A 24686-nucleotide genomic window follows, 5' to 3' on the forward strand; every position below is an offset into this window, starting at 1 on the left:
GCGTTTGCCCCTATATGGCGCGCGCCATGCTACCTGCCAAGTGTTGCAGCAAGATTTGCCGCAGTCCGCCCTGTTACAGATCAAATGTCGCGAAAACTGGAGCGTGGTCGCTTGGCTTTTCCCAACCGCGCGCATCGCGCAGCACACGCGAACCATGGCCCGCGTTCGAAATATCAGACGTGGCCCAGACGTGGTCCAACCGACGCCCCTTGTCAGCCGCAGCCCAATCTTTGGCCCGGTATGACCACCAACTGTAAAGCTGCCCCTCGGGGATATCTTGGCGCGTGATATCAACCCAATTGCCCGCGTCCTGCGTTTCGGCCAAATGCTCCACCTCGATCGGTGTGTGGCTGACGATCTTCAAAAGCTGTTTGTGGTTCCAAACGTCGTCTTCGCGTGGGGCGATGTTCAGGTCGCCCACAAGGATCGACTTTTCCGGTTTATCAGCGTTGAACCAATCGCGCATGTCGGTCAGGTAATCCAGCTTTTGGCCGAACTTCTCGTTCACCTCGCGGTTGGGGACATCGCCACCGGCAGGCACATAAAAGTTCTGAATCGTCACGCCGTTTTCCAGCTTGCCAGCAACGTGGCGGGCATGGCCCAATGCAGCGAAATCCTGTTCACCCGCGTCCACCATTGGGATCTTGGACAGGATCGCAACGCCGTTGTATCCCTTTTGCCCACGCGCCACGATGTAGTTGTAGCCAAGCGCGCGGAACCCATCGAGCGGGATCTTTTCCACCGGGCTTTTGCATTCCTGCAGGCACAGAACATCCGGTGCCTCATCCTCTAGCAGCTTCAGCACGATCGGTTCCCGCAAACGGACCGAGTTGATGTTCCAAGTGGCAAGGGTAAAGGGCATGTCGCGCGTCCGATTGGCAAAGGTTGGCGCAAACCTATGCGGTTGACGCGCGCGCCTCAACCCGATGCTTGCGCATGCTTGTTCACCTGCTAGCGTTGCCCCATTGATTTAAGGTTCTTGCGATGCAGCTTCTTGCCCGAAACCGGAATTTCCGCCTGCTGTTTTCGGCCAGCGCAGTCTCCAACCTTGGCGACGGCATCTCTGCTTTGGCATTCCCATGGCTTGCAACGCTGATCACTCATGACCCGCTATTGATCGCAATGGTCGCCGCAGCAACGCGTTTGCCGTGGCTGTTATTCGCAATTCCCGCGGGTGTCTTGACCGATCGGACCGACCGTCGGCGCCTGATGCTTCAGGCCGATATCGCGCGCACCGCGCTGACGTGTGGCGTTGTTGCCTTGGTCCTTGCCGCGCCGCCCTTGCCGCTGAACGCTGCCCCCACAACGGCCATCTGGCTGATCAGCTTACTGTCCCTCGCCGCGTTTCTTTTGGGCACGGCCGAGGTTATTCGCGACAACGCCGCGCAGACGGTGTTGCCCTCTGTCGTCCACGCGGATGATCTGGAACGCGCCAACGGCCAACTATGGAGCATTGAGCAAATCATGGGCCAGTTCATCGGGCCACCGTTGGCCGGCATCCTGATCGCATTGGCCGCCCCGATCCCCTTCACGTTCAACGCCCTGTGTTTCGCATTGGCCGCGGCCTGCTTGTGGACCGTAACCCTGTTGCCCCGCCCCACCGCGAAACTGCCCGACGGTATCTTCGCCCAAATGCACGAGGGGATCATCTGGCTGTTCAACACCCCACTGATCCTCAAGCTGGCCGTGATGTTGGGGGCGTTAAACATGACGGCGGTGATGTGCCTGACCGTGCTTGTGCTTTTCTCGCAAGAGGTGCTGGGCCTTTCGGCTGCGGGCCATGGGTTGCTTTTGACGGCAGGTGCTGCGGGCGGCGTTGCGGGCGGGATGATCGGCCCGCTGATCGCCGCGCGTCTTGGCGGGCAGACGACCGTTCGCCTGTCACTGCTGCTGTTCCCGCTGCCCTATGCGCTGATCTTTCTGGCACCGAACCCGGCGCTGGTCGCCGTGGCGCTGTTTGTGGAAACCTTTGCGGGTATGACGTGGAATGTCGTCACCGTGTCCTTGCGCCAGCGGATGATCCCCGATGCCCTGCTGGGTCGGGTGAACAGCGTCTATCGTTTCTTCGGCTGGGGCGTCATGCCCATCGGCGCGATGCTAGGAGGCGCATTGGTTACGTTGGCCGAACCCTCTCTTGGCCGCGAAGCCGCGCTGCGCCTTCCTTATGCGCTTGCGTCCCTCTCGATGATTGGAACGCTGATCTACGGGCTGATGTTCCTGCGCTTTGACACCAAGGCCTGATGCCAAAAAAAGACCCGGCGCGAAGCCGGGTCAGTCCAACAGGGAGGTCATGCCATAACCCCGGCATGGAAGGGATCCTATGCCACCAATCTATAACCACCCGATTCGGTCACAAGAAGGCGGGCGTTTGACGGATCTGGTTCTATTTTTTGACGCAAACGATAGATGTGTGTCTCCAAAGTATGGGTCGTAACACCGGCGTTATAGCCCCAGACTTCGTGCAACAGCACCTCGCGCGCGACCACGCCTTCGGACGCGCGGTACAGGAATTTCAAGATGTTAGTCTCTTTTTCAGTCAGGCGAATTTTACGTTCATCTTCATCCACCAGCATCTTCATTGATGGTTTGAACGTATATGGGCCTAACTGAAATACGGCATCTTCCGATTGTTCGTGCTGCCGCAATTGGGCACGAATTCGGGCAAGCAACACAGGGAATTTGAACGGTTTGGTCACGTAATCATTCGCACCCGCATCAAGGCCCAGAATGGTATCGGCGTCGCTATCATGGCCAGTCAGCATCAGGATAGGGCATTTCACGCCCTGTTTGCGCATCAGGCGGCACAGTTCGCGGCCATCGGTATCTGGCAAACCAACGTCCAAGATCACCAGATCATAGATCGCCTCTTTTGCCTTCTCCATCGCCTCGGCGCCGGTCCCGGCTTCGAACACGTCGAAGTCTTCGGTCATGACCAGCTGTTCGCTTAACGCTTCGCGAAGGTCTTCTTCGTCGTCAACAAGCAGTATTTTCTTAAGGTTGCCCATGGTGGCCCTCCTCGGTTCTATTGGACCACAAATGTTGGGCCATGTGCGTTTGGGCAAGATTTACTGCAACATTCTCACGGAACCGTGTCGCAAACCCGGCCTTTGTTTCATATTTTGTCCAAAGCAGTTACATCCTGTCGCACGAATTAGGAATGAGGAAGCCAAATGCGCCTTGGCCCAACCCCGGTTGAACAGCTTGCCCGCGCCCGCGCCGATCTGCGCTTGGGCGTGCCTGTTGTGTTATCCAATGGCAAATCTGGCGTCGTCTTTCTTGCCGCCGAAACACTGGAACCGGCGCGACTGGCCCGGTTGTCTGCAATGGGGACAGAATTGGCGTTGGTGATTACCGCACGCCGCGCCGAAACGCTTAAGGCCCGTGCCTATGACGGCGATATCGCGCGCCTGTCAATTCCGACCGATGCCACACCCGCATGGGTTCATTCGGTTGCGGACCCGGCGGATGATCTGAATTCGCCTATGAAAGGCCCCTTCAAAAGCCTGCGTGGCGGAGACGCGGCGCTTCACCGGTCTGCCATTGCCATTTCGAAATCCGCGCGGCTGTTGCCCGCAGTTGTCGCGATGGACATCACCGATGCGGCCACTTTCGCCGCCGACAATGCGCTGACCCAGCTAAGACTGGACGAGGTGCAAAGCGAAATGGCCCAGTCCAGCCCGCTTCACCCCATCGTCAGCGCGCGCGTTCCGTTGGAAGTGTCTGAAGCAGGCCGCCTGCATGTGTTCCGCCCCGAAGACGGCGGGGAAGAGCATTACGCCATCGAAATCGGTCAACCCGCACGGGACAAGCCCGTTCTGGCACGCCTGCATTCGGCATGCTTTACCGGCGATCTTCTGGGATCCCTGAAATGCGATTGCGGCCCACAGCTTCGCGCCGCGTTGCAACAAATGGGAACCGAAGGCGCGGGTGTACTGCTGTACCTGAACCAAGAAGGGCGCGGGATTGGCCTTGCCAACAAAATGCGCGCCTATTCCTTGCAGGATCAGGGGTTCGATACCGTCGAGGCCAACCACCGGCTTGGCTTTGAAGACGACGAACGTGATTTCCGCATCGGCGCGGCCATTCTAAAGGAAATGGGTTTTTCCGCCGTCCGCCTGCTGACGAACAACCCGGCCAAGGTGAACATGATGCAGGCCCACGGGATTGACGTGGCCGAACGTGTGCCACTGAAGGTGGGCGAAACCCGCCACAACACCGACTATCTTGCCACCAAAGCGAAAAAATCAGGGCACCTTCTTTGAGGGCGGATGATCTGGTCTTAACCCCCTACGGCGTTCGGTTTTGCGGGCGCGTTATTCCATGCTCCATCGGGCGCGGCGGGCTAAGCCATAACAAGCGCGAAGGCGACGGTGCAACGCCCATCGGAACCCACCAAATCGTTGGCCTGCTCTATCGGCCGGACAGGATCACACCCCCATCCGATTGGGCCACGCCCATTGGTCCGGGCGATTTATGGTCTGATGATGTGAATGACCCCGATTACAACCACATGGTCCGCGCGCCCCACCCCTTCGGCCACGAAAAGCTGCGCCGGGCGGACCCGTTGTATGACCTGATCATCCTGACCGACTGGAACTGGCCGGTGTCCGAAAAAGGGCGCGGGTCAGCGATTTTCCTGCACCAATGGCGCAAGCCGCATCACCCAACCGAAGGCTGCATCGCTTTTCGCCGCGATCATCTACGTTGGATTGCCGCACGGATCAGCGATCAGACAAAGCTGATCGTTCAGGCGTAGGTCCGTTCACCGAATATCGCCGAACCGACGCGGATATGGGTAGCACCCAGCGCAATCGCCCGTTCAAAATCACCGCTCATGCCCATCGAAAGCCCCTCAAGCCCGTTGCGCGCGGCGATCTTGGCCAAAAGCGCGAAATGCAGGCTGGGTTCTTCGTCAACGGGCGGGATGCACATCAGCCCCTTTACGGGCAGGTCCAACGCCTGGCAGTCGGCGACAAACGCATCCGCCTCTGACGGCAGAACACCGGCTTTTTGGTCTTCTTCGCCAGTGTTCACCTGCAAAAAGATATCCGGGCACGACCCCATCTCTTGCGCCATGTCGGCCAAACGTTTTGCAAGTTTCAGGCGATCAACGGAATGGATGGCGTCAAACAGCTCCATGGCTTGGCGGGCTTTGTTGCTTTGCAACGGGCCGATCAGATGCAGTTCTAAGCCGTCAAAACGCGCCTTGAAATCCGGCCATTTTCCGGCGGCTTCCTGCACACGGTTTTCGCCAAAGACGCGGTGACCTTCTTCCAACACCGCCTCGACCCGTTCTAGGGGCTGCACCTTGGACACCGCGATTAAAGTCACAGACCCCTTTGCGCGCCCGGCCAATTCTTCGGCCTTGGCAATGCGTTCTTTGATATCTGAAAGTGCCATATTACCCTCCGCCTAGATCGCGTCGCCTAAGGCTTCGATCATCTCTGCCAGTTCATCTTCGTGCCGCTTCCATGCGGCGACGGATGACGCATAAATGGGCTGACGCACCTGCGCCACCGAAAGCGTTGAAACACGGCGCGTATTTTTGTGAAAATCCAAACACTGATCTTCCCAAGTCAGATCACATGCCGCCAACAATTTGCGCGCCTCATCCTCGGGGTTGGCGATAAGGTCTTCGTACTGGATTTCATAAAAACCGCCGGGCAGCTTTTCACGCCAGAATTCGACCATCTCTTCAAACATACGATAATAGAGGCCAAGGTCGCGCTGATTGTTGGAATATCGATGCGTCCCTTCAGCGAACATATTCTTATAGATCGACAACAGCGTATCGCGTGGGTCGCGGCGCACCAAAACGATCTTGGCATTGGGCAGCGCCTTTTTGATCGCGCCCATCACCATATAGGTCTGAATTGCCTTATCCGTCGCGCGTTTCGTGTCGGGGCACAGCGCTTTCAGCCGCTCTTCTTCGCCCTCGCCAATCTCTTTGAAGATGGCCTCCGGCACCTCGTTAAACGCGCGAAACCCGTCTTCGGCTTTCATGTGACGCAGAACTTCACCGGCGAAATATCCAAGCTCGCCGCCGCCGCCGACCTCGGAATGGCTGGCCAGAATCTGTTCAACCAATGTGGTGCCAGACCGCGGCATCCCCGTGACAAAGATGGGTGCGTAATCGGTTGCGCCGGACGCGCCCTTTACGGTGCTGAAATCCACGGGCGCAAAGGCGGCTTTCACACCGTCAACCTCGGCGCGGCGCGTCGCGATATCGTAAGGGTACAGTTTGCGCATCAACGCGTTTGCCGGGTCAAGATAACCGAAAACCCGATCATGCGCGCCGATCTGCTCCATCACGCGTGACAGGGCAAAGCCAAGATGCATCCGACTGTGATCGCTTTGCTTTTGGTCGGCAAATCGCACTTCCATCTCGGCGATCAGGGGGTCGTCCGCGGTTAGCTTGTAAGACGCGACAAGCGTTCGATAGTGTTCGCCGTTATCGGGCTCCAACTCAATGGCTCGGCGAAAGTCACGCTCGGCTTCTTCAAACTGACCCAGTTTTTGAAGGAACAAGCCCCGCAACCCAAACACAAGCGCAAGCGAGGGGTCTTTCTTTTCCGCCTTCGCATAAGTCGCCAGCGCGGCCTCTTCGCCGTCAACCCGTTCATAGGCTTGCGCAAGGCGCGCCAATACCGTTGCGCTGCTAAGCCCCTGCTGCACTGCACGCTTCAACGCCTTGGCCGCGCCCTCATAGTTGCGTGCGTTCATCAACTGGCGACCCAACAAAAGATGCGTTTCGGTGGAGCCGCCACCATCCGCCGTCGCCTTCATCAACGCCGCGATCGAACCCGCCAAATCACCCTGCAACGAAAGGCCAAAGCCTAGGTTTCCAAGGGCCTGCGGCATCTTCGGTGCAATCTTCAAGGCGGCCTGCACTTCGGATAGGCCCTGCGCGACCTTGCCCGTTTTCATCAGAAACCCACCCAAATCATTGCGGGCCTCTGCATAATTCGGATCAAGCTTTACGGCCTCGGCCAACAGCTTTGCGCCTTCGGGCACCTTACCTTGAGCTAACAAAGAATTCGCCAAGACATGCGCGATCATCGCGACCTTAGGGTGTTGCTGACGCAGGGAACGGCCCAAGGCTTCAGCCTCTTTCAGCTTGTTGGCCTTCACAAGCCCGACAAGGCGTTGAACATCTTCTGCCCGGGCGGACCCGATAGATGTTTTGCTTCGCGCCCCTGACTTAGAGAACCTGTTTTGAAGCGCTATCAAAACGGTGGGGTTCAGCCGGGCGGCTTTCGCTTCTGCCAAAAAGGCGCGCGTGCGGGTTTTGTCATCCAGCGCGGCAAGCGTTTCCGCCATTTGCTGCCAAATCGCGGGCTCAGATGGCTTCAATTTGCGGGCTTGGGAAAAATGCGTCAGCGCGTGTTCTGCTTCGCGGCGCGCCATCGCGATCCGGCCAAGTTGGAAATGGGCTTCGGCCAAGTTGGGCGCACTTCCCAGAACGGTAAGAAACTTAGCCTCTGCCGCGTCAAGCTTGCCAGCACTCAGAAGCTTCATCGCTTCTTGGAACTGCTGTTTAATCTGTGCGGCGCTAAGCGGGATCATGGCAATCAGTCCATTGAATAAATGCGGCCTTCGTTGGCTAGCATGGCAATTCAACCTTGTCGAACCGATCCCCCAAACAGAAAAGAGCGGGCCAAGGCCCGCTCTTCCATATTATAAATGTCTTCTAACTTAGAAGGACATTGCAACGCCGAGCGAGTATGTGTCGTCGGTGTCGGAACCGTAACCGAACTGAACAACAGCGCCGCCCAGGTCGTAAGTAGCTGCGATACCGAAGCCGTCTGCGCCGGAGTCGTACTCACCGTAGTTGATGCCTACGCCGTATGCGCCGGATTCGTAACCGAAGCCGATACCCATGTGCGAGTCGTCAGCACCTGCAACGTCGGAGTTCAGCTCGGAGTAGTTGATGCCAGCTACGAAGCCGTTGCCGAAGTCAGCGTCTACAGAAACGCCGATTACGTCCACGTCTTCAGCAGCTTGGTAACCAAGACCAAAGCCGATGCCGATGCCGCCGAGGTCAGCGTCATACTTTACACCCAGGCCGAAGATTGGGTCGCCTGCGCCGGAGTCGTCAGTTTCCAAGGACGCAGCAACGCCGAAGGAACCGAAGGAGTAGTCGTAACGCAGAACTTGACCGTCGTAAGCAGCGTCAAGACCACCGTTGCCGTTGAAACCGTCGTGTGCAGTTTCGTCATCAGCGATCGAACCGCCAACCAGGTTAACTTCCTGCATTGCCCAGTCCAGAGCGCCGTCAGTGTCACCCATGGTTACTGTGCCGAAACCACCGGAGATGAACACGGAGTGCTCTTCGTCCTTCGCACCGGAAGCAGCAATGGAGTCACCGCTTGTGCAAACCTCGGCTGCGCCGAAAACAGTTGTGCCACAATCGTCGCCAACTTCGTCCAGGTCGATAGTCGCACCGAAAGTCAGACCGTTGTCTGTTTCGCCGGACAGATCGAACTTAACGTCGATGTCGTTGTGGAATTGAGTTTCGATGTTGTCGCCGCCGACCAGACCGATTTCTGCGGAGCCGGAGAGCGATACTTCTGCGGATGCGATGCCTGCCGTAGCAACAAGTGCTGTGGTAGCAAAGAGAACCTTTTTCATGGTTTTCCCTCATTCATTAAAGGTGCACCTCAATCCAAGGAGCGAATTGAGTATGCTGCTGTGTCGCTCTTTGGGGTCGCGATTGCAAGAAACAGGAAAACCCCGAAACCATTGCGAATTCGATTGATGCAGCTTTGCCACACCGCTGCCACAGTCCTGACAATCGCACGACATTGCAGAAGTCGGGGAAAATCCTTGTTCACCCTTAGCTGCTCGGATAGAGATCGGGGAGGTTAAAAGAGGGCAGGACTACATGACCTTCCACACGAATTTCCGCGCGGCGACGATCGCGCTTGCAGCCTTGGCCCTTAGTGGTTGCAGCGGTGGCCTTGCCAGCGGTGACAGCGGGCTGTTCAAACGCACGTCTCCTGCGCCGACCGAAAACATCGAACGTCAGCGCCAGAACACGCCGCTTGCCGATGATGAGCGGTCAACCATCTGGGGCTTGTTCGAAAACAAAGACGACCCGAACGTCACGATCGAAGTGAACAAATATCTTTGGAACGCGTCGCTAGAGGTCTTGAACTTCTTGCCGGTTCAATCCGTCGATCCGTTCTCGGGCGTAATTATTACCGGCTTTGGCACACCGCCCGGCGGCGGTTCGGCTTATCGCGCCACTATATACGTACAAGACCCCGCACTTGATGCGCGTTCGTTGAAAGTTGCGCTGGCCACACGGTCAGGCCCGGCGAGCGCATCAACCGTTCGTGCGGTCGAAGACGCCATTCTGACGCGCGCGCGTCAGCTTAGAATTCGCGACGGACAGCTTTAAACGAAAGCAAACTAGACGCCCCGCCGCGCCGATATTATCAACACGCCGGGCCAATGCGCCCGGCGTTTTACTTACAAGGACCGCGAACATGTCCCGTTTTGAACCCCGCGAGATCGAGCCAAAATGGCAATCCGCCTGGGAGGAAGCCGGCACCTTCACCGCCGTGCGCGATGAAGCGAAGCCGAAATACTATGTGCTAGAGATGTTCCCCTATCCGTCGGGGAACCTGCACATGGGGCATGTGCGCAACTATACTATGGGCGACGTTGTGGCCCGGTATAAGGCCAGCAAAGGTTTCAGCGTTCTGCACCCGATGGGCTGGGATGCGTTCGGCCTGCCCGCGGAAAATGCCGCGATGGATAAAAATATCCACCCGGGCGCGTGGACCTATCAGAATATCGAAAGCATGAAGTCTCAGTTCGCGGCCCTTGGGCTGTCGCTGGACTGGAGCCGCGAATTCGCGACCTGTGATCCGGAATATTACGGCCAGCAGCAGTCGATGTTCATCGACTTCATGGAAAAGGGGCTGGTTTACCGCAAGAACGCGGTCGTCAACTGGGACCCGGTGGATATGACCGTTCTGGCCAACGAACAGGTCGAAGACGGCAAAGGCTGGCGTTCAGGCGCGCCGGTCGAACGGCGCGAGCTGACACAGTGGTTCTTTAAGATCAGTGATTTTTCCGAAGAACTGCTGGAGGCGCTGGACGGGTTGGACAACTGGCCCGACAAAGTAAAGCTGATGCAACGCAACTGGATCGGCAAGTCACGCGGGCTGCAATTCGCGTTCTCGACCATCGACGCACCCGAAGGGTTTGACCGGATCGAAGTCTACACGACTCGTCCCGATACGTTGAACGGCGCGTCCTTTGTTGGCATCTCGCCCGACCATCCGCTTGCCAAGGCGCTGGAAAAGGACAACCCCGAACTGGCCGCCTTCTGTGCCGAGTGCCGCAAGATGGGCACCAGCGAAGAGGAAATGGAAAAGGCCGAGAAGAAGGGCTTTGATACCGGCCTGCGCGTGCGCCACCCGTTTGATACCGCGTGGGAGCTGCCGATCTATGTCGCCAACTTCATCCTGATGGATTACGGCACGGGCGCGATCTTCGGTTGCCCGGCCCATGATCAACGCGATTTCGAATTCGCCACCAAGTATGATCTGCCGATCAATGCAGTCTTCACCGAAACGGACGCCGAAGACGCGCCGCTTGCCGAAGCCTTCGTTCCGGCGAAAACCGAAGCCGTTAAATTTGTGCGCGGCTTTGCGGGTGAAGACGTTCAAACCGGCGAACAAGCGATCGACGCGGCGGTGGACTTCTGTGAATCCAACGGCATTGGCCAAGGCGTGACAAAGTTCCGCCTGCGCGACTGGGGACTTTCCCGTCAGCGGTATTGGGGCTGCCCGATCCCGGTGATCCACTGCGACGACTGCGGTGTCGTGGCCGAAAAGAAAGAGAACCTGCCGGTCAAACTGCCCGACGATGTGAATTTCGACAAACCCGGCAACCCGCTGGACCGCCACCCAACATGGCGTAACTGCGAATGCCCAAAGTGCGGCAAGCCTGCGCTGCGTGAAACGGACACGATGGATACGTTCGTCGACAGTTCGTGGTATTTTGCGCGCTTCACCTCGCCCGGCTGCGCAACCCCGACCGACGCGACCGAGGCGGAATACTGGATGAACGTCGATCAATATATCGGCGGCGTCGAGCATGCGATCCTTCACCTGCTCTATTCCCGCTTCTTTGCCCGTGCGATGCAGATCTGCGGCCACCTGCCCCCCAAGGCGGTTGAACCGTTCGACGCGTTGTTCACCCAAGGCATGGTCACGCACGAGATTTACCAGACCCGCGATGAAAACAATCGCCCGGTGTATCACCTGCCCACCGATGTCGAAGACGGCAAGCTGAAGGCGACGGGCGAAGCGGTAGAGATCATTCCTTCCGCCAAAATGTCGAAGTCCAAGAAAAACGTGGTGGACCCGGTCAGCATCGTTTCGACCTATGGCGCCGATACGGCCCGCTGGTTCGTTCTGTCCGACAGCCCCCCGGAACGTGACGTTGAATGGACCGCTGCCGGTGCCGAAGCATCGTATAAGCACCTGTCGCGCGTTTGGCGGGTCGCCAACGATATTGCCACCGCCGAAGGCGAAGGCACGGGCGACGATGACCTGCTGCGCGCGATGCACAAGGCGATTCACGATGTAACGATGGGGATCGAAAGCTTTGGCTTTAATACTTCGGTCGCCAAGCTTTACGGCTATGCCAACGCGCTTCAGAAATCCAAGGCCGGTGCCGCGACCAAGCGTCAGGCGATGATGGTAATGGCACAACTGATGTCGCCAATGACCCCGCACCTGTCCGAAGAAATCTGGGCGCTGCTGGGCGGCGAAGGCCTGATCGCCAACGCCCCATGGCCCATCGCGGACGAGGCGATGCTGGTCGAAGACACCGTAACCATGCCGATTCAGATCAACGGCAAGCGTAAGTCCGAAGTCAGCATTCCAAAGGACATGCCGAAGGAAGAGGTTGAAAAGCTGGCGCTGGCCGATGATGCTGTGGTTAAGGCGCTGAATGGCGGCGCCCCGAAAAAGCTTATCGTCGTACCGGGCCGCATCATCAATGTCGTCATCTGACCGCCGAACAATGCTGTTTATGCTCGCGGCCCTGCCATTGGCGGGCTGCGGGTTTACACCAGTTTACGGCACCGGCGGCGCAGCCGACGGGCTGACTGGCCGCATATTGGTTGCCGCGCCAAAGAACCGTGTCGGGTATGAACTGGCCGGGCGTCTGGAAGAACGTCTGGGCCGCACCCAGACGCCCGATTTCAAGCTAAGCTATGCGATCAAGACCAGCGCGCAGGGTGTGACCATCACGTCCAGCCAATCGACGACGCGCTATAACCTATCGGGCGACGTCAGTTATACGCTTGTCGATCAAGCAACCGGCGCGCTGCTGACATCTGGCGCTGTGAACAGCTTTACCGGCTATTCCGCTGCTGGCACGACCGTTGCCACCAGCGCTGCCGAAACAGACGCATATAACCGGCTGATGATTATCCTTGCGGATCAAATCGTCGCCCGGCTGCTTGCCACCGCTGAAAGTTGGGCCGAATGAAACTTTCCGGGCGCGACGCGAACCGTTACTTTGCCAAACCGGACCCCCGGCGCACTGGCCTGTTGATCTATGGTCAAGATGCCATGCGCGTAGCCCTGAAACGGCAAGAGGTGATCGCCGCCCTCGTTGGCCCCCAAGGCGAAGAAGAAATGCGCCTGACCCGCATTCCTGCATCTGACCTTCGGTCTGACCCGGCGCAATTGCTGGACGCGCTAAAGTCACAAGGGTTTTTTCCCGGGCCCCGCGTTGCCTTTGTCGAAGAGGCAGGCGATGGGCTGGCCCCGACAATCAAGACCGCCCTGTCCGAATGGCAAGAAGGTGACGCCCAACTGGTTGTCACAGCGAAACAGCTGAACGCACGTTCAGCCCTGCGCAAGTTGTTTGAGGCCCACCCGAACGCCTATGCCATCGGCATCTACGACGATCCCCCCTCGCGGGAGGATATTGAGGCAGAGCTTCAGAAACACCGCCTGACGGCTGACAATGACGCGATGACGGACCTGACCAACCTGTCGCGCATGTTGGACCCCGGCGATTTTCGCCAGACCATCGAAAAACTCTCTCTGTACAAATTCTCGGACCCGTCGCCCGTGACCGGCGAGGATATTCTGGCCTGCGCGCCCACCTCGACCGAGGCGGCGCTGGATGATGTCTTGAACATCGTGGCCGAAGCCCGCACGACAGAAATCGGCCCGATCATGCGCAAACTGGAAAGCCAGGGCGTTCAGCCTGTCGGCTTGTGCATTGGTGCAACCCGTCATTTCCGCACGTTGCACACAGCAGCCTGCGATCCGGGCGGTCCCAGTTCGGGAATCAGCCGCATGCGCCCGCCTGTATTTGGCCCACGACGGGACAGAATGGTGCGACAAGCCTCTAAGTGGGGGGTGTACCGGCTTGAACAAGCGCTGACCATTCTGACCGATACGGATTTACAGCTTCGCTCCACCCAAAAAGCACCGACTATGGCCCTCATGGAACGTGCACTTATACGTTTGGCTATGTTGGGGTCTCGATAGAGTAGCCCGCTAACCTTTTGGACATGTTGCAGCAGCCAAAACTTCCTGCAAGATGAGGGGGTTAGACGAAGTTCCTCTGTTAAGTGTGCAAATGTTTCGCTACGCCCCTCACGTGCCTCACGTTGAGGGGCGTAAGTTTTTTGCGCGCAAGGCTTCTGCACCTGCGCACCTTTTCATTTACCCCCAATTCCCCAAATGTAGGTGGCAAACAGAAGGCCACACATGATGCCCCCATTTTCCCTGCTTGATCTTGCGCCAATCCCCGAAGGTTTCACCGCAGCAGACGCGTTGAAAAACACCACTGACCTTGCCCAACACGCCGAAGGCTGGGGTTATGCCCGGTATTGGCTGGCCGAACACCACAACATGCCCGGCATCGCCAGCGCGGCAACGGCGGTGTTGATCGGGCACGTGGCAGGCGCGACCAAGACCATTCGCGTCGGTGCTGGCGGTATTATGCTGCCCAACCACGCGCCGCTTGTGGTGGCTGAACAGTTCGGCACGCTTGCAACCCTGTACCCTGATCGGATCGACCTTGGACTTGGCCGCGCGCCGGGCACCGACGGGGCCACCGCACACGCCCTGCGCCGTGGTATGCAACAGGGCGACACCTTTCCCCAAGATGTGCAGGAACTGATGGGCTTGTTCGGTGATCCAAACCCCAAAGCCAGCATTCGCGCCGTCCCCGGAACGGGCACACATGTGCCTTTGTGGATATTGGGCTCCAGCCTCTATGGCGCGCAATTGGCTGCGCACTTTGGCCTGCCTTATGCGTTTGCCTCTCACTTTGCGCCCGCCGCGCTGGAACAAGCGTTTGAGGTTTACCGGCGCAGCTTCCGCCCCTCGCCTCAGCTTGCCGCGCCGCATGCGATGATGGCGATTAACGTGTTCGCCGCCGACACTGATGATGAAGGGGTGCGGCTGCGCACCTCTATGCAGCAGGCATTCGCGAACCTGCGCCTTGGCCATCCGGGGCCACTGCCCCGCCCGGTTGACGACATCACGGCCACGCTTGCCCCCGGCGTTATGTCGTCAGTCGATCAAGCGCTTTCCGTTTCCGCGACAGGTTCCCCAGATACGGTGCGCCAACAGCTATCGGCGCTAATCGACACCTTCAAACCGGACGAAGTGATCGTAACCGGCCAAATTCACGATCACGCGGCGCGGTTGAATTCTTTCCGCATCGCTGCCGAAGTTCTGGGTGACCTAAGTTAAGACGGCACTGACAGGGCGACGCAACGAACGGGGCGTCGCCGGGCCACGCCCAACGCGCAAGATCAGATCCGGACGTGCGGCGCCAAGGCCGAACTCTGCCTGAACCTGCTCGCGCAGGCTGGGGACCTCAACCGGTTGGTTCAGAAAGGCGCATTTCAAACCATCGATGGTCGCCTGAAGCATCACACGCTGGCACGCACGCCCTGCCGCAACCCAACCGGCGGGATTATCGCTGGGCCCGACCAATATGATGAACCCGGCCGAAGACGCGACCTGTTCAACAATCTTCTGGTTTTCGGCCTTAGCGGTGAACACGAACGGAAAAGCCGCCCGCCCCGCCCAGCTTGGCAAACTGGGGTTGCCGGTTGAGCCCGAAAAAAGCCCGTCGCCCTTGTCCGCCGCCTCAACCGGGTTAAACCGCAACCAATCGCGCAGCTCGCGCACAAACGCCGGGTCCGCGATTTGGTCAGAGTTTCCGGCGACCACCAGATCGGTCAGTTTGGCCACCGGCCCCGGTTCAGAAATGAAGATTGCCTGTGTCTCATGCTGTTGGGCGGCTATGATCAGGCGCGCCGCCTCCTGCGTCGTAAGGGCCGTGCCATCATACATACCCCGCGTGCTTTGGCGTTCGGGTATCGCTGCAATCAACCGCTGACGCTCGACAGTGCCTGGTGTCAAATCCACAACCATCCGCCCCCCGTCAAACGCCACATCGCCAGCCATCCCTTGCGCACGCGCCGCAATAACAAGGTTTTCCACGGCGCATCCCAAGCTTGCAAAAAGGTGATGGTCGTCGGGGTCGACAACTGGTGTGCTGCGGGTGAAATCGGGCAATACATCGATGGCGCCGTCCTGTGAAACAAAGCGCCACGGCTGTGTGTTATGCCCGTTTGCCGCAAGCGTAGCATAACGAACCAGCGCAGCATGATCCGCGCCCAAAGGTTGATGCATTCGCGCCAACGCGGCGTCATATCCTGCGGTGCGCCGCGCGTTCAGAACGGCCGCGCCAACCCCGCCTGCCCCCAGCACAGCGCCGCCAAGAATCATTCGTCTGGTCAGTTGGCGTTTCACGGCCGCCCTCCACATTGCTTAGCGTAAACCTGCCGTGGGAACCGGGTATTGTCCTTGATCCGTCGCAAATAACTTGCCCAGTGGGGTTTTGCCGGGCCAGATATGCAAAAGGCCAAGGGAGGGACGCCATGTACACCGTCATCGGAACCGTCAACAGCCGCGCTTTGCGGGTTTTGTGGATGTTAGAGGAACTGGAACAGCCCTTTGAACATGTGATGGCTGGCCCCCGTTCGGACGATGTGATGGCCGCCAACCCTTCCGGCAAGGTTCCGGTTTTACTGGACGAGGCAGAGGCAATCACAGATTCCGCCGCCATCCTGACCTATCTGGCCGACAAGCACGGCGCGCTAAGCTTCCCGCCCGGAACGATTGAACGCGCACGCCAAGACAGCCTGACCCACTTCATCCTTGATGAGTTTGACGCCGCGCTTTGGACCGCCGCGCGCCACACGTTCATCTTGCCCAAAGAACGGCGCGTTCCCGAGATCAAGGAAAGCCTGAAATGGGAATTCGAGAACAGTCAAAGGACGCTGGTTTCGCGCATGTCCCACGGACCGTTCTTGATGGGAGAGCAGATGACCATTGCCGACATCATGCTGACCCACTGCCTGAATTGGGCCTATGTCGCCAAATTCCCAGTGACCGAGCAACCCTTGCTCGATTACGGCAAATCGATGCGCCAACGCCCCGCCTATAAGCGTGCGATGGCCCGTCAGGAATAAGCCGCAGCTGCACGCCCGGCCCACAGCCCGGTGGCAAGGCAGGCGGTGATCAGATAGCCGCCTGTCGGCGCTTCCCAATCCAGCATCTCTCCGGCGCAGAAAACGCCGGGCAGATCACGCAGCATCAGGGTGTCATCCAGCCCATTCCATTGCACGCCACCGGCCGTCGAAATCGCCTCGTCCATCGGGCGCGGGCCATCGTGGCGGATGGGAAGTGATTTTACCAAATGCGCCAGCGCCATACCTTCGGGCAGCGGGCGCGCGAATTCCATCAAAAGCGCCTGACGCGCCGGATCAAGTTTCAGCGCCTTGCGGATGTGGTTTGAAACGCTGCTTTTCCCACGCGGACGGTTCAGGCGTTCGGCGATCTTTTCCACGGTCCAATCCGGCATCAGGTCGATGCTAAGGTCTGCCCCGTCACGGACCGCGCTGGAAATGGCGTATATCCCGCCGCCTTCCAGCCCACGCTGCGAAATCACGAACTCGCCGCGCACAACTTGCCCGTCGGCCTGCAGGGCTGCCCCTTTGACCGGCGCACCAAAATGGCGCGCCATCTGGGGCGACCACGCAACCTTCAGCCCCACATTCGCGGGCTTGAACGGGGCCAGCGGAACACCCTTCGCCGACAGGATGTCAGCCCACGCGCCATCCGATCCCAACCGGGCCCAGCTTGCCCCACCCAGCGCCAGAACGATCACCGGCGCCGACAGTTCGCTGGTTCCGTCCGGTGTTTCGAAAACCGCTTTGCCGCTGGTCAGGTCACACAATCGGTATCGCGTGCGAAAGGTCACCCCTTTGTCCGACAACCGCGCCAACCATGCCCGTAACAGGGGCGAAGCTTTCATCGCCGTTGGAAAGACCCGGCCGGATGAGCCGGTGAACACCTCTTGCCCCAGCTGCTGCGCCCATGCCTGAACGGCGGCGGGGCCGAATGCCTTAATCATCGGGCCAAGTGGGCCTGCGTCTTTTCCATAGGCATGCATGAACTTGGCGTCGGGTTCGTCCTTGGTCAGGTTCAACCCGGACTTACCGGCCATCAGGAACTTGCGCCCTACGGATGGTTTTGCGTCCACCACCAACACTTGCCGCCCGGCATCGGCCAACGCCTCGGCCGCCATCAGACCGGCGGGGCCTGCGCCAATGATCAATGCGTCTGTCATACTTGCGGCGGCGTTCCTTTGAACTCCACAACCCGGTGTGGGTACGGAATTTCGATGCCATTGTCGCGCAGCGCGTTCCAGACCAAGAACAGCACATCCGAGGTGTATTTGTTCGCACCGTCATCAATGCCATTCACCCAGAATTCGACGGCAAAATCTATGCCGCTATCGCCAAAGCCGCGCAGCTCGCAATCTGGCGGGTATGGCTCGTCCAGCACATCGGGGTGCTTGGCCACGGCTGCTTCGATGATCGCAGGCACGGCGTTGATGTCGGTGTTGTAGCTAACGGAAAACGGTGCTTCGTATCGGTTGGCGCTGCCTGAATCAGAATAGTTGACCACGCGGGTGGTGATGAAATCTTCGTTCGGCACCACGATCCAACGGCCATCGAAGCTTTCCAAAATGGCCGCGCGGGCGGTCATTTTGACGATCGTGCCCGCCTCTCCCCCGTCCAGTTCGACGTAGTCGCCAACGGTTGCCTGCCCTTCCAGCAACAGGATCACGCCCGAGATAAAGTTCGATGCAATTTTTTGCAGGCCAAAACCAAGGCCAACACCAATCGCACCACCCAGAACCGCAAGGGTGGACAGGTTGATCCCCAGGATGTTCATCAACAACAGGAACGCGACGCCAAAGATCGAAATCTCGGCCGCTTTCATTGCCAGTTCCCGTGTGGCGGGGCGCAACTCCTCTTGCTTGCCGATATAGGCGGCGGATTGGTCATTCGACCAACGCCCCAGCCAGAACAGCAGGCTTCCGGCGATGAGACCGCGGATCAGCGACATGACAGAGAACGAGATATTGCCAACACCCACCCGTGTTTCGGTCAGGTGAAGCGAAGCCAGATCCAGCAGGCCCAGCGCATAAAGCGCGGCAATCGGGATAAGGATGTAACGGCCAAGCAGGCGCAAGAAGCCGTCTTTAATGATGTCACGCACCAGAATGCGTGCCGCAAGAAACATGAAGACCCGTTTGCCGAACGCAATCACCGCGCCCGATCCGAAGACAGATCGCGTAATTTGTTCCCCCAGCCCCGTCAGGGCATAGGCCAGCAAAGGCAGTAACAGCGGCAAGAACATCAAAGCAAAGCGCCGTGCGCGGGCGATGATATTTTCCTGATCCTCAGCCGGCGTCAGGATGCGTGTGACAATTGGGGTAATCTTTCGCGTCGCCACCAGTGCGATCAAGAACGCCACGACAAGGATGGCGAATTGCGACCACGCGGCGGGGCTGGTTAGCCACTTTAATGCGATTTCCCAACCTTGCTGGGCAAAGCCAAGCGCTTTTTGAACGATTTCAGGTTGGTTTTCCATCTATCACGCCTTTCGCCACACCAAAGTATGAAGACAAGCTGATACAATGAATTGCTGTAATCTCAAGGTGCAAGGTCACAGGCACGCAGGAATTCGTTGCGCATTTGCCCCCGCCGAAACCCTATACGGGTTTGCCGTTGCACATATCCTTGATCGAAACACGAATTTTCGGCGCGGCCGCTTCGGCGTCGGCACATAAGGCGTCGATCGCCCCCGGCAGTTCGTCTTTCGCGACAATGCGCTCGATCAGGCCAAAGGCATACGCCTCTTCCGCTGTCAGTTTCGCACCGCCCATTAGGATCATCTTGGCCCGCGCAGGGCCGACCAACGCCACCAACCGGCCCGGATCAGAGGGTTGCGGAAGAAAGCCAAGCTTCATCACGGGGTAAAAGAACTTGGCCGAAGGCACAGCGATGCGCATGTCGCAGGCCAAGGCCATACCAAACGCGCCACCCGCCAGCGTGCCATTCAAGGCGCACAGGGTCAGGCAATTCAAATTGGCCAGCCGCGTCGAAAGGCGCTCCCAGACGCCATCGGTGGCCAAGCCTGCCTTCGCCTCGTCCAGATCGGCACCCGCGCTAAACACTTTGCCTTCGCCCGTCAGAACCAAGGCCGCGACATCGGCGCGCCCGGCTTCGGCAAAGATCACCTCAAGCTCGCGCAACATCTCTTTGGTAAGGGAGTTCGCCTTGTCGGGGCGGTTGATCGTGACGGTCCAGCGGGCATCGCCCTTTTCCAGTGCAATCATTGGCCAACTCCGATGCGACGGCGGATCTCAGGATCACGAAGCGAAATTTCCTGTCCAATGAATTCATCCGCATCGCTTGTGCACATCCACATCAGCGCCTTGGCGGGCCATTCGGGGGGAATATGATCTTCCCACGCAAGCTCGCTGACCGGGTTTACACCGCTGGCCTTGATTTCGCGCTGCATCTGGGTGGCGACGGTGCCGGGCGAAAGGCCCATCGCGCGGATGCCCTTTGCGCGCTCTTCCTTGTCCAGACACATGGTCAGCATCGCAGCAGCGGCCTTGGAGGTGCAATAATGGCTCCAACCCTCCAGCGCGTTATGAGCCGCACCGGAACTGATGGTCAGCACAGAACCGCCGCCCGCGCGGTGCATCACCGGCAACGCGGCGCGCATTCCGTAAAAGACGCCTTTCAGGTTGATGTCGATAACGTGATCCCACGCCGCAGGGTCGGCTTTTTCCATCCGGGAAATCGGTTCGATAACGCCCGCGTTGTTGATCAACACGTCCAGCCCGCCAAAGGCCTTGACCGTGGCGCTTACCGCCGCCTCGACATCCGCGTAGTTGCTGACATCGCAGGGCAGCGCGAGGGCCGCATCGCCAATCTCTGCGCTAAGCTTTTCAAGCGCTTCGCCGCTGCGTGCGACAAGCGCGACCTTGGCGCCCGCCTTGGCGAAATGGTGCGCGGCAGAGGCCCCAATGCCCCGGCTTGCCCCGGTGATCAGTACCGTCTTTCCAGTCATGTCAGCCATCGCAGCCCCCTATCACTTACACAATTGGTACCCTGCAAACTTGACCGTTTCTAGCCACTTCATGCCCTTGACCCTTTTGCCGCGAAAGCAGATTGTTCCGCCAACTAATTTATTTTGGAAGGCACAGTTATGAGACACTCTAATTCCGCTTCGGCCATCGCCTTGCTGGCAAGCGGTTTTTTTGCATCCGGCGCTTCTGCGGATATTACCGCGATGGAAGTCTGGGAAAACATTCAGGCCCTTGGCAAAAGCTATGGCGAACAGATCACCGGAACCGTCAGCCAGTCGGGCGATGTTCTGACGATCAGCGACGCGACCCTGACCCATGAAACACCCGATGCGACGGCGACCGGGTCGTTTGGCCAGATCATTTTGACAGAGCTGCCAAACGGCACCGTCGAAATCACGTTGCCGACCGAATTCCCATTCACCATGGCGATGACACCGGAAACCGGTGAAAAAATCGATGTGCCGATGGTCGTCAACCAATCTGGGTTGAAAGCCATCGTAAGCGGCACGGCAGACGACTCTGTCTATGACTATTCTGCGGATCAGCTGGGCTTTGCCATCATCGGAATGACGGTCGAGGGCGAAGAAATTCCTGTCAACGCAAACTTCGCAATGATGGCCGTGTCTGGCAATTACGAGGTGTCGAACGGAGAGATGCGCGCGCTGAAGTCATCTGGCAAAGTCGATAAATTGCTTTTGGATGTCGGCGCTGAATTCCCGGAAGAAAATGGATCGTTCGCCGCGAAATTTGAAATCGAAGATATGGTGTCCAAATCGTCGGGCATGATGCCACTTGAAGCGAACCCGCAGGGAAATCTGGCAGAAGACTTAGCAGGCGGCATGGCAGTAGACGCGCTACTGACCTATGGCGCGTCCAACTATTCGTTTGATTTCGACGCCCCAGACGGCAAAGGAACGGTCAAAGGCGGGGCGGAAAACGGCAGCTTCTCTGTCACGCTAGCCGATGCGTCATTCGACTATGGCATCAAATCATTCGGCTCTCATCTAACCCTCACAAGCACTCAGTTGCCGATTCCGGCCCTGGCGGCCACCATGGAAAGCTCGGCGTTCAATTTGAAAATGCCGGTTGCCAAGACGGACGCACCTACGGACATTGGGCTGGTTACACAGATCAACGGCCTTGCCCTGAACGAAGATGTTTGGGCCCTGTTCGACCCAACCGCAATTCTGCCACGCGATCCCGCCACGCTGTTGGTTGACCTGTCGGGCAAAGCGCGTTGGTTGTTCGAAATTACAAACCCAGAAGCAATGGCCGACATCACGACAGCACCCGGCGAAATCGAGAGCCTTGATATCAACGGCATCGAACTGTCCGTCGCTGGCGCTTCCCTGACGGGCGATGGCGCGTTCACCTTCGACAATTCCGGCACTGGCGAAATGGGCGGCATGCCGAAACCAGCGGGTACTTTGAACCTGCAACTGAATGGCGGGAACGGCCTGATGGACAAGCTTGTGGAAATGGGTCTGTTGCCACAGGAACAAGTCATGGGCTTTCGCATGATGCTGGGCCTGTTTGCCCGTCCGGGTGAAGGCGACGATGCGCTGGTTTCCGAAATCACGATGACCGAAGACGGCCAGGTTCTGGCCAACGGGCAGCGTCTGCGCTGAGCATTTGCCCAGCCAACAAACACGAAAAGGCCCCGTGCTTGCTTGCGCGGGGCCTTTTTGCACATTAGGTCCAACGGATCATATGTAATATCGGAACGCTTTTTGATGCCTGAAACGCTTGCCCCGCTTACCGCCCAGCTGTTGGACGCCGCGAAACGTGCCGGTGCCGACGCCGCCGATGCCATCGCGGTAGAGGGGACATCGCTTTCGATTGATGTGCGCGACGGCAAGCTGGAACAGGCCGAACGCTCTGAAGGGACCGACATCGGCCTTCGCGTGTTCGTCGGACAACGACAGGCCTGCGTTTCGGCCTCTGACACGCGCGCGGCGACGATCAGCGAAATGGCAGCGCGTGCTGTCGCCATGGCACGCGAGGCCCCGGAAGACCCCTATATCGGGCTGGCCGACCCTGCGCAGCTTGCCACAGGCTGGGACGTTGACGCGCTAGAGCTGTCCGACCCTTCGCCGGAACCTGCCCCCGCCACGCTAGAGGAAGACGCCCGTCGCGCCGAAGCCGCCGCAATGGCCGTTGCCGGGATTTCGCAGGTTCAATCCGCATCTGCCGGATATGGCCGCCGCCAAGTGCACCTTGCTGGCAGCAACGGTTTCGCGGGCGGCTATGCGCGCACGGACCGGGCTGTTTCCTGCGTTGCGATTACCGGCACCGGCACCGACATGGAGCGTGACTATAACGGCGAAGTCCGCATCTTTCAGAACGACCTGCCCGACGCGGCCGAAATTGGCCGTATCGCGGCAGAACGAACTGTCGAACGCGCAGGCGCACGCAAACCCAAAACCGGCGCGTTCCCCGTTCTTTATGACGAACGCATCGCATCGTCGCTGATCGGGCATCTGCTGTCCGCGATTAACGGCACGTCGGTCACGCGGGGCGCGTCTTGGCTTCTGGATGCGATGGGGGAACAGGTGTTGCCAAGCGGGCTATCGCTGATCGAAGACCCGCATCGCGTACGTATCGGTGGGTCGCGCCCGTTTGACGCCGAAGGCTTGCCAACGGCCAAATCGGCGATCGTTTTGGACGGCACGCTTGAACGTTGGATCCTTGATCTTGCGACTGCGCGCAAACTTGGCCTGCAAAGTACTGGCAACGCCGCACGCGGGACATCTTCGCCGCCGTCGCCTTCGGTTTCGAACGTGACCCTGACACCGGGCGACAAAACGCGGGCAGAACTGTTGGCGGATATGGGCACGGGGCTTCTTGTGACCTCGATGATCGGCAGTTCGATCAACCCGACCACCGGCGACTATTCGCGCGGGGCCTCAGGTTTTTGGGTGGAAAATGGCGAAATCACCTATCCGGTCAACGAATGCACGATTGCGGGAAATCTGCGCGACATGCTGAAAACCATTGTCCCAGCGAATGACGCGCGCCAACACCTTGCGCGTCGCATTCCCAGCCTTTTGGTCGAAGGGTTAACCCTTGCCGGAGAGTGACCTTTCCCTGCTGATCAACGCCGCAGAAGAGGCAGCACGTATCGCGACCCGCTTTTGGCGAAAATCGCCGAAGACGTGGGAAAAGCCCGGATTAGGCCCAGTCAGCGAAGCCGACTATGAAATCGATGACATGCTGCGCAGCACCCTTTGCGGCGCGCGGCCAGATTATGGCTGGCTGTCGGAAGAGACCGAAGACTCCCCAGCCCGCCTAAGCGCGCGCCGGCTGTTTATCGTTGATCCGCTGGACGGCACCCGCGCTTACCTGAATGGGGAACGTACCTTTGCCCATTCACTGGCCGTTGTCGAAGACGGCAAGGTGGTCACCGGTGTTGTGATGCTGCCGCTGCGCGAAAAGCTTTACACCGCAACGCTGGGCGGTGGAGCCTTTTTCAACGGCACCCCCATCAAGGTCGCGCAATGCGGTGGTATTGACGGCGCAACCCTTCTGACCCCGCGGCGGGTCATGACCCCCGATTATTGGCGCGGCGAAGTGCCAAAAGCCAAGGCGCACTTGCGGCCATCGCTTGCCTATCGGCTGTGTCTGGTTGCCGAAGGCCGCTATGACGCGATGCTGACAACGCACAGCACATGGCAATGGGATATTGCCGCTGGCGCACTTATTTTGGCCGAAGCGGGTGGTACCTTTACCGACACATTCGGCAAGGAAATTAAGTACAACACGGAACATCCAGCATCACACGGCACAGTGGCCGGATGCAAAACGGTTCACCACGACATCATTCATCGCTTGGCTTGAGTCCGTCCTTTCGCCTGCGTCACGCTTGGTTTAGTTTGACGTCAAACACGCACTCAGCAGTGGAGAGTAACAATGACGCAGCGCCTGCACCTTGTATTCGGTGGCGAACTGGTGGACCCAACCAAAAGCACCTTCAAAGACGTTGATGACATTCATATCGTGGGCATCTTCCCCAACTATGAAGCCGCATATAATGCCTGGAAGGCCGAGGCTCAGCGCACCGTCGATAACGCGCACATGCGCTATTTCATTGCGCACCTTCACCGCCTGCGTGACGAAGAAGCCGCTGCAAGCTCTACCGAGGAACTTGACGGCTGAGCCTTTGG

Annotated in this window: 23 protein-coding genes; 13 read left to right on the forward strand and 10 right to left on the reverse strand. The window is 58.7% G+C overall.

Annotated elements, in window-relative coordinates; translation table 11 throughout:
• Window positions 1–73 precede the first annotated feature (73 nt).
• Window positions 74–862: an exodeoxyribonuclease III gene (locus COL8621_RS15095; protein ID WP_093968120.1), complete on the reverse strand. Its 789-nt coding sequence runs from the start codon at window positions 860–862 to the stop codon at window positions 74–76.
• Between the two features lie 122 nt (window positions 863–984).
• Between COL8621_RS15095 and COL8621_RS15100 the strand changes: the two genes are divergently transcribed.
• The gene (locus COL8621_RS15100) at window positions 985–2241 is read left to right on the forward strand and encodes an MFS transporter (RefSeq protein WP_093968121.1); all 1257 of its coding nucleotides are present in this window, start codon (window positions 985–987) and stop codon (window positions 2239–2241) included.
• 77 nt (window positions 2242–2318) lie between these two features.
• Here the strand turns inward: COL8621_RS15100 and COL8621_RS15105 are convergent, their stop codons facing one another.
• Window positions 2319–3005, reverse strand: a complete 687-nt coding sequence (locus COL8621_RS15105) for a response regulator transcription factor (protein ID WP_093968122.1) — start codon at window positions 3003–3005, stop codon at window positions 2319–2321.
• 165 nt (window positions 3006–3170) lie between these two features.
• On the opposite strand from COL8621_RS15105, the gene ribA reads away from it, so the two are divergent.
• Together ribA and COL8621_RS15115 are read left to right on the forward strand one after the other, a co-directional pair.
• Entirely contained in the window at window positions 3171–4262 is a 1092-nt protein-coding gene (gene ribA / locus COL8621_RS15110; protein WP_093968123.1) for a GTP cyclohydrolase II, read from the forward strand.
• A complete protein-coding gene (locus COL8621_RS15115; protein ID WP_093968124.1) occupies window positions 4259–4756 on the forward strand; it encodes a L,D-transpeptidase family protein in 498 nt (165 codons plus the stop codon). Before ribA ends, COL8621_RS15115 begins: the two co-directional genes overlap by 4 nt.
• On the opposite strand, the gene COL8621_RS15120 is transcribed toward COL8621_RS15115, so the two are convergent.
• From COL8621_RS15120 to COL8621_RS15130, 3 genes are all read right to left on the reverse strand, one after another.
• Entirely contained in the window at window positions 4747–5400 is a 654-nt protein-coding gene (locus COL8621_RS15120; protein ID WP_093968125.1) for a YggS family pyridoxal phosphate-dependent enzyme, read from the reverse strand. The genes COL8621_RS15115 and COL8621_RS15120 overlap by 10 nt on opposite strands.
• Window positions 5401–5412: 12 nt before the next feature.
• Window positions 5413–7566: a tetratricopeptide repeat-containing sulfotransferase family protein gene (locus COL8621_RS15125; protein WP_093968126.1), complete on the reverse strand. Its 2154-nt coding sequence runs from the start codon at window positions 7564–7566 to the stop codon at window positions 5413–5415.
• 129 nt (window positions 7567–7695) lie between these two features.
• Window positions 7696–8631: a porin gene (locus tag COL8621_RS15130; RefSeq protein WP_093968127.1), complete on the reverse strand. Its 936-nt coding sequence runs from the start codon at window positions 8629–8631 to the stop codon at window positions 7696–7698.
• Window positions 8632–8884: 253 nt separating this feature from the next.
• On the opposite strand from COL8621_RS15130, the gene COL8621_RS15135 reads away from it, so the two are divergent.
• From COL8621_RS15135 to COL8621_RS15155, 5 genes are all read left to right on the forward strand, one after another.
• Window positions 8885–9403 carry a DUF3576 domain-containing protein gene (locus COL8621_RS15135; RefSeq protein WP_093968128.1) on the forward strand — a complete coding sequence of 173 codons (519 nt, stop codon included), beginning with the start codon at window positions 8885–8887 and terminating at the stop codon, window positions 9401–9403.
• A gap of 88 nt (window positions 9404–9491) precedes the next feature.
• Window positions 9492–12035, forward strand: coding sequence for a leucine--tRNA ligase (gene leuS / locus COL8621_RS15140; protein WP_093968129.1), 2544 nt, complete (start codon window positions 9492–9494; stop codon window positions 12033–12035).
• A gap of 10 nt (window positions 12036–12045) precedes the next feature.
• Complete coding sequence (lptE, locus tag COL8621_RS15145) at window positions 12046–12516, forward strand: LPS assembly lipoprotein LptE (protein WP_306345726.1); 471 nt, start codon at window positions 12046–12048, stop codon at window positions 12514–12516.
• Complete coding sequence (holA, locus tag COL8621_RS15150; protein WP_093968131.1) at window positions 12513–13532, forward strand: DNA polymerase III subunit delta; 1020 nt, start codon at window positions 12513–12515, stop codon at window positions 13530–13532. The genes lptE and holA overlap by 4 nt, the downstream gene beginning before the upstream one ends.
• Before the next feature lie 225 nt (window positions 13533–13757).
• Window positions 13758–14747: an LLM class flavin-dependent oxidoreductase gene (locus COL8621_RS15155; RefSeq protein ID WP_093968625.1), complete on the forward strand. Its 990-nt coding sequence runs from the start codon at window positions 13758–13760 to the stop codon at window positions 14745–14747.
• On the opposite strand, the gene COL8621_RS15160 is transcribed toward COL8621_RS15155, so the two are convergent.
• Window positions 14739–15818, reverse strand: a complete 1080-nt coding sequence (locus tag COL8621_RS15160) for an Acg family FMN-binding oxidoreductase (RefSeq protein WP_207652089.1) — start codon at window positions 15816–15818, stop codon at window positions 14739–14741. The genes COL8621_RS15155 and COL8621_RS15160 overlap by 9 nt on opposite strands.
• A 128-nt stretch (window positions 15819–15946) precedes the next feature.
• Between COL8621_RS15160 and COL8621_RS15165 the strand changes: the two genes are divergently transcribed.
• Window positions 15947–16540, forward strand: coding sequence for a glutathione S-transferase family protein (locus COL8621_RS15165; RefSeq protein ID WP_093968132.1), 594 nt, complete (start codon window positions 15947–15949; stop codon window positions 16538–16540).
• On the opposite strand, the gene COL8621_RS15170 is transcribed toward COL8621_RS15165, so the two are convergent.
• The 4 genes from COL8621_RS15170 to COL8621_RS15185 form a co-directional block, all read right to left on the reverse strand.
• Entirely contained in the window at window positions 16531–17700 is a 1170-nt protein-coding gene (locus tag COL8621_RS15170) for a TIGR03862 family flavoprotein (RefSeq protein WP_093968133.1), read from the reverse strand. The genes COL8621_RS15165 and COL8621_RS15170 overlap by 10 nt on opposite strands.
• Entirely contained in the window at window positions 17697–19013 is a 1317-nt protein-coding gene (locus COL8621_RS15175) for a mechanosensitive ion channel family protein (protein WP_093968134.1), read from the reverse strand. Before COL8621_RS15175 ends, COL8621_RS15170 begins: the two co-directional genes overlap by 4 nt.
• 121 nt (window positions 19014–19134) lie before the next feature.
• Window positions 19135–19761 (reverse strand): enoyl-CoA hydratase/isomerase family protein, encoded by a 627-nt coding sequence (locus COL8621_RS15180; protein ID WP_093968135.1) that lies wholly within the window; start codon window positions 19759–19761, stop codon window positions 19135–19137.
• Window positions 19758–20513 carry an SDR family oxidoreductase gene (locus COL8621_RS15185; protein ID WP_093968136.1) on the reverse strand — a complete coding sequence of 252 codons (756 nt, stop codon included), beginning with the start codon at window positions 20511–20513 and terminating at the stop codon, window positions 19758–19760. Before COL8621_RS15185 ends, COL8621_RS15180 begins: the two co-directional genes overlap by 4 nt.
• Window positions 20514–20642: 129 nt before the next feature.
• On the opposite strand from COL8621_RS15185, the gene COL8621_RS15190 reads away from it, so the two are divergent.
• From COL8621_RS15190 to COL8621_RS15205, 4 genes are all read left to right on the forward strand, one after another.
• Window positions 20643–22151 (forward strand): DUF2125 domain-containing protein, encoded by a 1509-nt coding sequence (locus COL8621_RS15190; protein ID WP_093968137.1) that lies wholly within the window; start codon window positions 20643–20645, stop codon window positions 22149–22151.
• A 105-nt stretch (window positions 22152–22256) separates the two neighbouring features.
• On the forward strand, window positions 22257–23603 hold the full coding sequence (locus COL8621_RS15195; RefSeq protein ID WP_093968138.1) for a TldD/PmbA family protein: 1347 nt from the start codon (window positions 22257–22259) through the stop codon (window positions 23601–23603).
• Window positions 23590–24360 carry a 3'(2'),5'-bisphosphate nucleotidase CysQ gene (locus COL8621_RS15200; protein WP_093968139.1) on the forward strand — a complete coding sequence of 257 codons (771 nt, stop codon included), beginning with the start codon at window positions 23590–23592 and terminating at the stop codon, window positions 24358–24360. Before COL8621_RS15195 ends, COL8621_RS15200 begins: the two co-directional genes overlap by 14 nt.
• Before the next feature lie 72 nt (window positions 24361–24432).
• Complete coding sequence (locus COL8621_RS15205; protein WP_093968140.1) at window positions 24433–24678, forward strand: DUF4170 domain-containing protein; 246 nt, start codon at window positions 24433–24435, stop codon at window positions 24676–24678.
• Window positions 24679–24686: the final 8 nt, after the last annotated feature.

It is taken from the genome of Actibacterium lipolyticum (assembly GCF_900184935.1).
Classification (GTDB): domain Bacteria; phylum Pseudomonadota; class Alphaproteobacteria; order Rhodobacterales; family Rhodobacteraceae; genus Actibacterium_A; species Actibacterium_A lipolyticum.

Coding starts and splice junctions, on each gene's coding strand:
- COL8621_RS15120 (WP_093968125.1), bottom strand. CDS start 5,400: ATGGCACTTTCAGATATCAAAGAACGCATTGCCAAGGCCGAAGAATTG.
- COL8621_RS15155 (WP_093968625.1), top strand. CDS start 13,758: ATGCCCCCATTTTCCCTGCTTGATCTTGCGCCAATCCCCGAAGGTTTC.
- COL8621_RS15130 (WP_093968127.1), bottom strand. CDS start 8,631: ATGAAAAAGGTTCTCTTTGCTACCACAGCACTTGTTGCTACGGCAGGC.
- COL8621_RS15170 (WP_093968133.1), bottom strand. CDS start 17,700: ATGACAGACGCATTGATCATTGGCGCAGGCCCCGCCGGTCTGATGGCG.
- COL8621_RS15095 (WP_093968120.1), bottom strand. CDS start 862: ATGCCCTTTACCCTTGCCACTTGGAACATCAACTCGGTCCGTTTGCGG.
- holA (WP_093968131.1), top strand. CDS start 12,513: ATGAAACTTTCCGGGCGCGACGCGAACCGTTACTTTGCCAAACCGGAC.
- COL8621_RS15165 (WP_093968132.1), top strand. CDS start 15,947: ATGTACACCGTCATCGGAACCGTCAACAGCCGCGCTTTGCGGGTTTTG.
- COL8621_RS15185 (WP_093968136.1), bottom strand. CDS start 20,513: ATGGCTGACATGACTGGAAAGACGGTACTGATCACCGGGGCAAGCCGG.
- COL8621_RS15205 (WP_093968140.1), top strand. CDS start 24,433: ATGACGCAGCGCCTGCACCTTGTATTCGGTGGCGAACTGGTGGACCCA.
- COL8621_RS15135 (WP_093968128.1), top strand. CDS start 8,885: ATGACCTTCCACACGAATTTCCGCGCGGCGACGATCGCGCTTGCAGCC.
- ribA (WP_093968123.1), top strand. CDS start 3,171: ATGCGCCTTGGCCCAACCCCGGTTGAACAGCTTGCCCGCGCCCGCGCC.
- lptE (WP_306345726.1), top strand. CDS start 12,046: ATGCTGTTTATGCTCGCGGCCCTGCCATTGGCGGGCTGCGGGTTTACA.
- COL8621_RS15180 (WP_093968135.1), bottom strand. CDS start 19,761: ATGATTGCACTGGAAAAGGGCGATGCCCGCTGGACCGTCACGATCAAC.
- COL8621_RS15100 (WP_093968121.1), top strand. CDS start 985: ATGCAGCTTCTTGCCCGAAACCGGAATTTCCGCCTGCTGTTTTCGGCC.
- COL8621_RS15195 (WP_093968138.1), top strand. CDS start 22,257: ATGCCTGAAACGCTTGCCCCGCTTACCGCCCAGCTGTTGGACGCCGCG.
- COL8621_RS15125 (WP_093968126.1), bottom strand. CDS start 7,566: ATGATCCCGCTTAGCGCCGCACAGATTAAACAGCAGTTCCAAGAAGCG.
- leuS (WP_093968129.1), top strand. CDS start 9,492: ATGTCCCGTTTTGAACCCCGCGAGATCGAGCCAAAATGGCAATCCGCC.
- COL8621_RS15175 (WP_093968134.1), bottom strand. CDS start 19,013: ATGGAAAACCAACCTGAAATCGTTCAAAAAGCGCTTGGCTTTGCCCAG.
- COL8621_RS15190 (WP_093968137.1), top strand. CDS start 20,643: ATGAGACACTCTAATTCCGCTTCGGCCATCGCCTTGCTGGCAAGCGGT.
- COL8621_RS15105 (WP_093968122.1), bottom strand. CDS start 3,005: ATGGGCAACCTTAAGAAAATACTGCTTGTTGACGACGAAGAAGACCTT.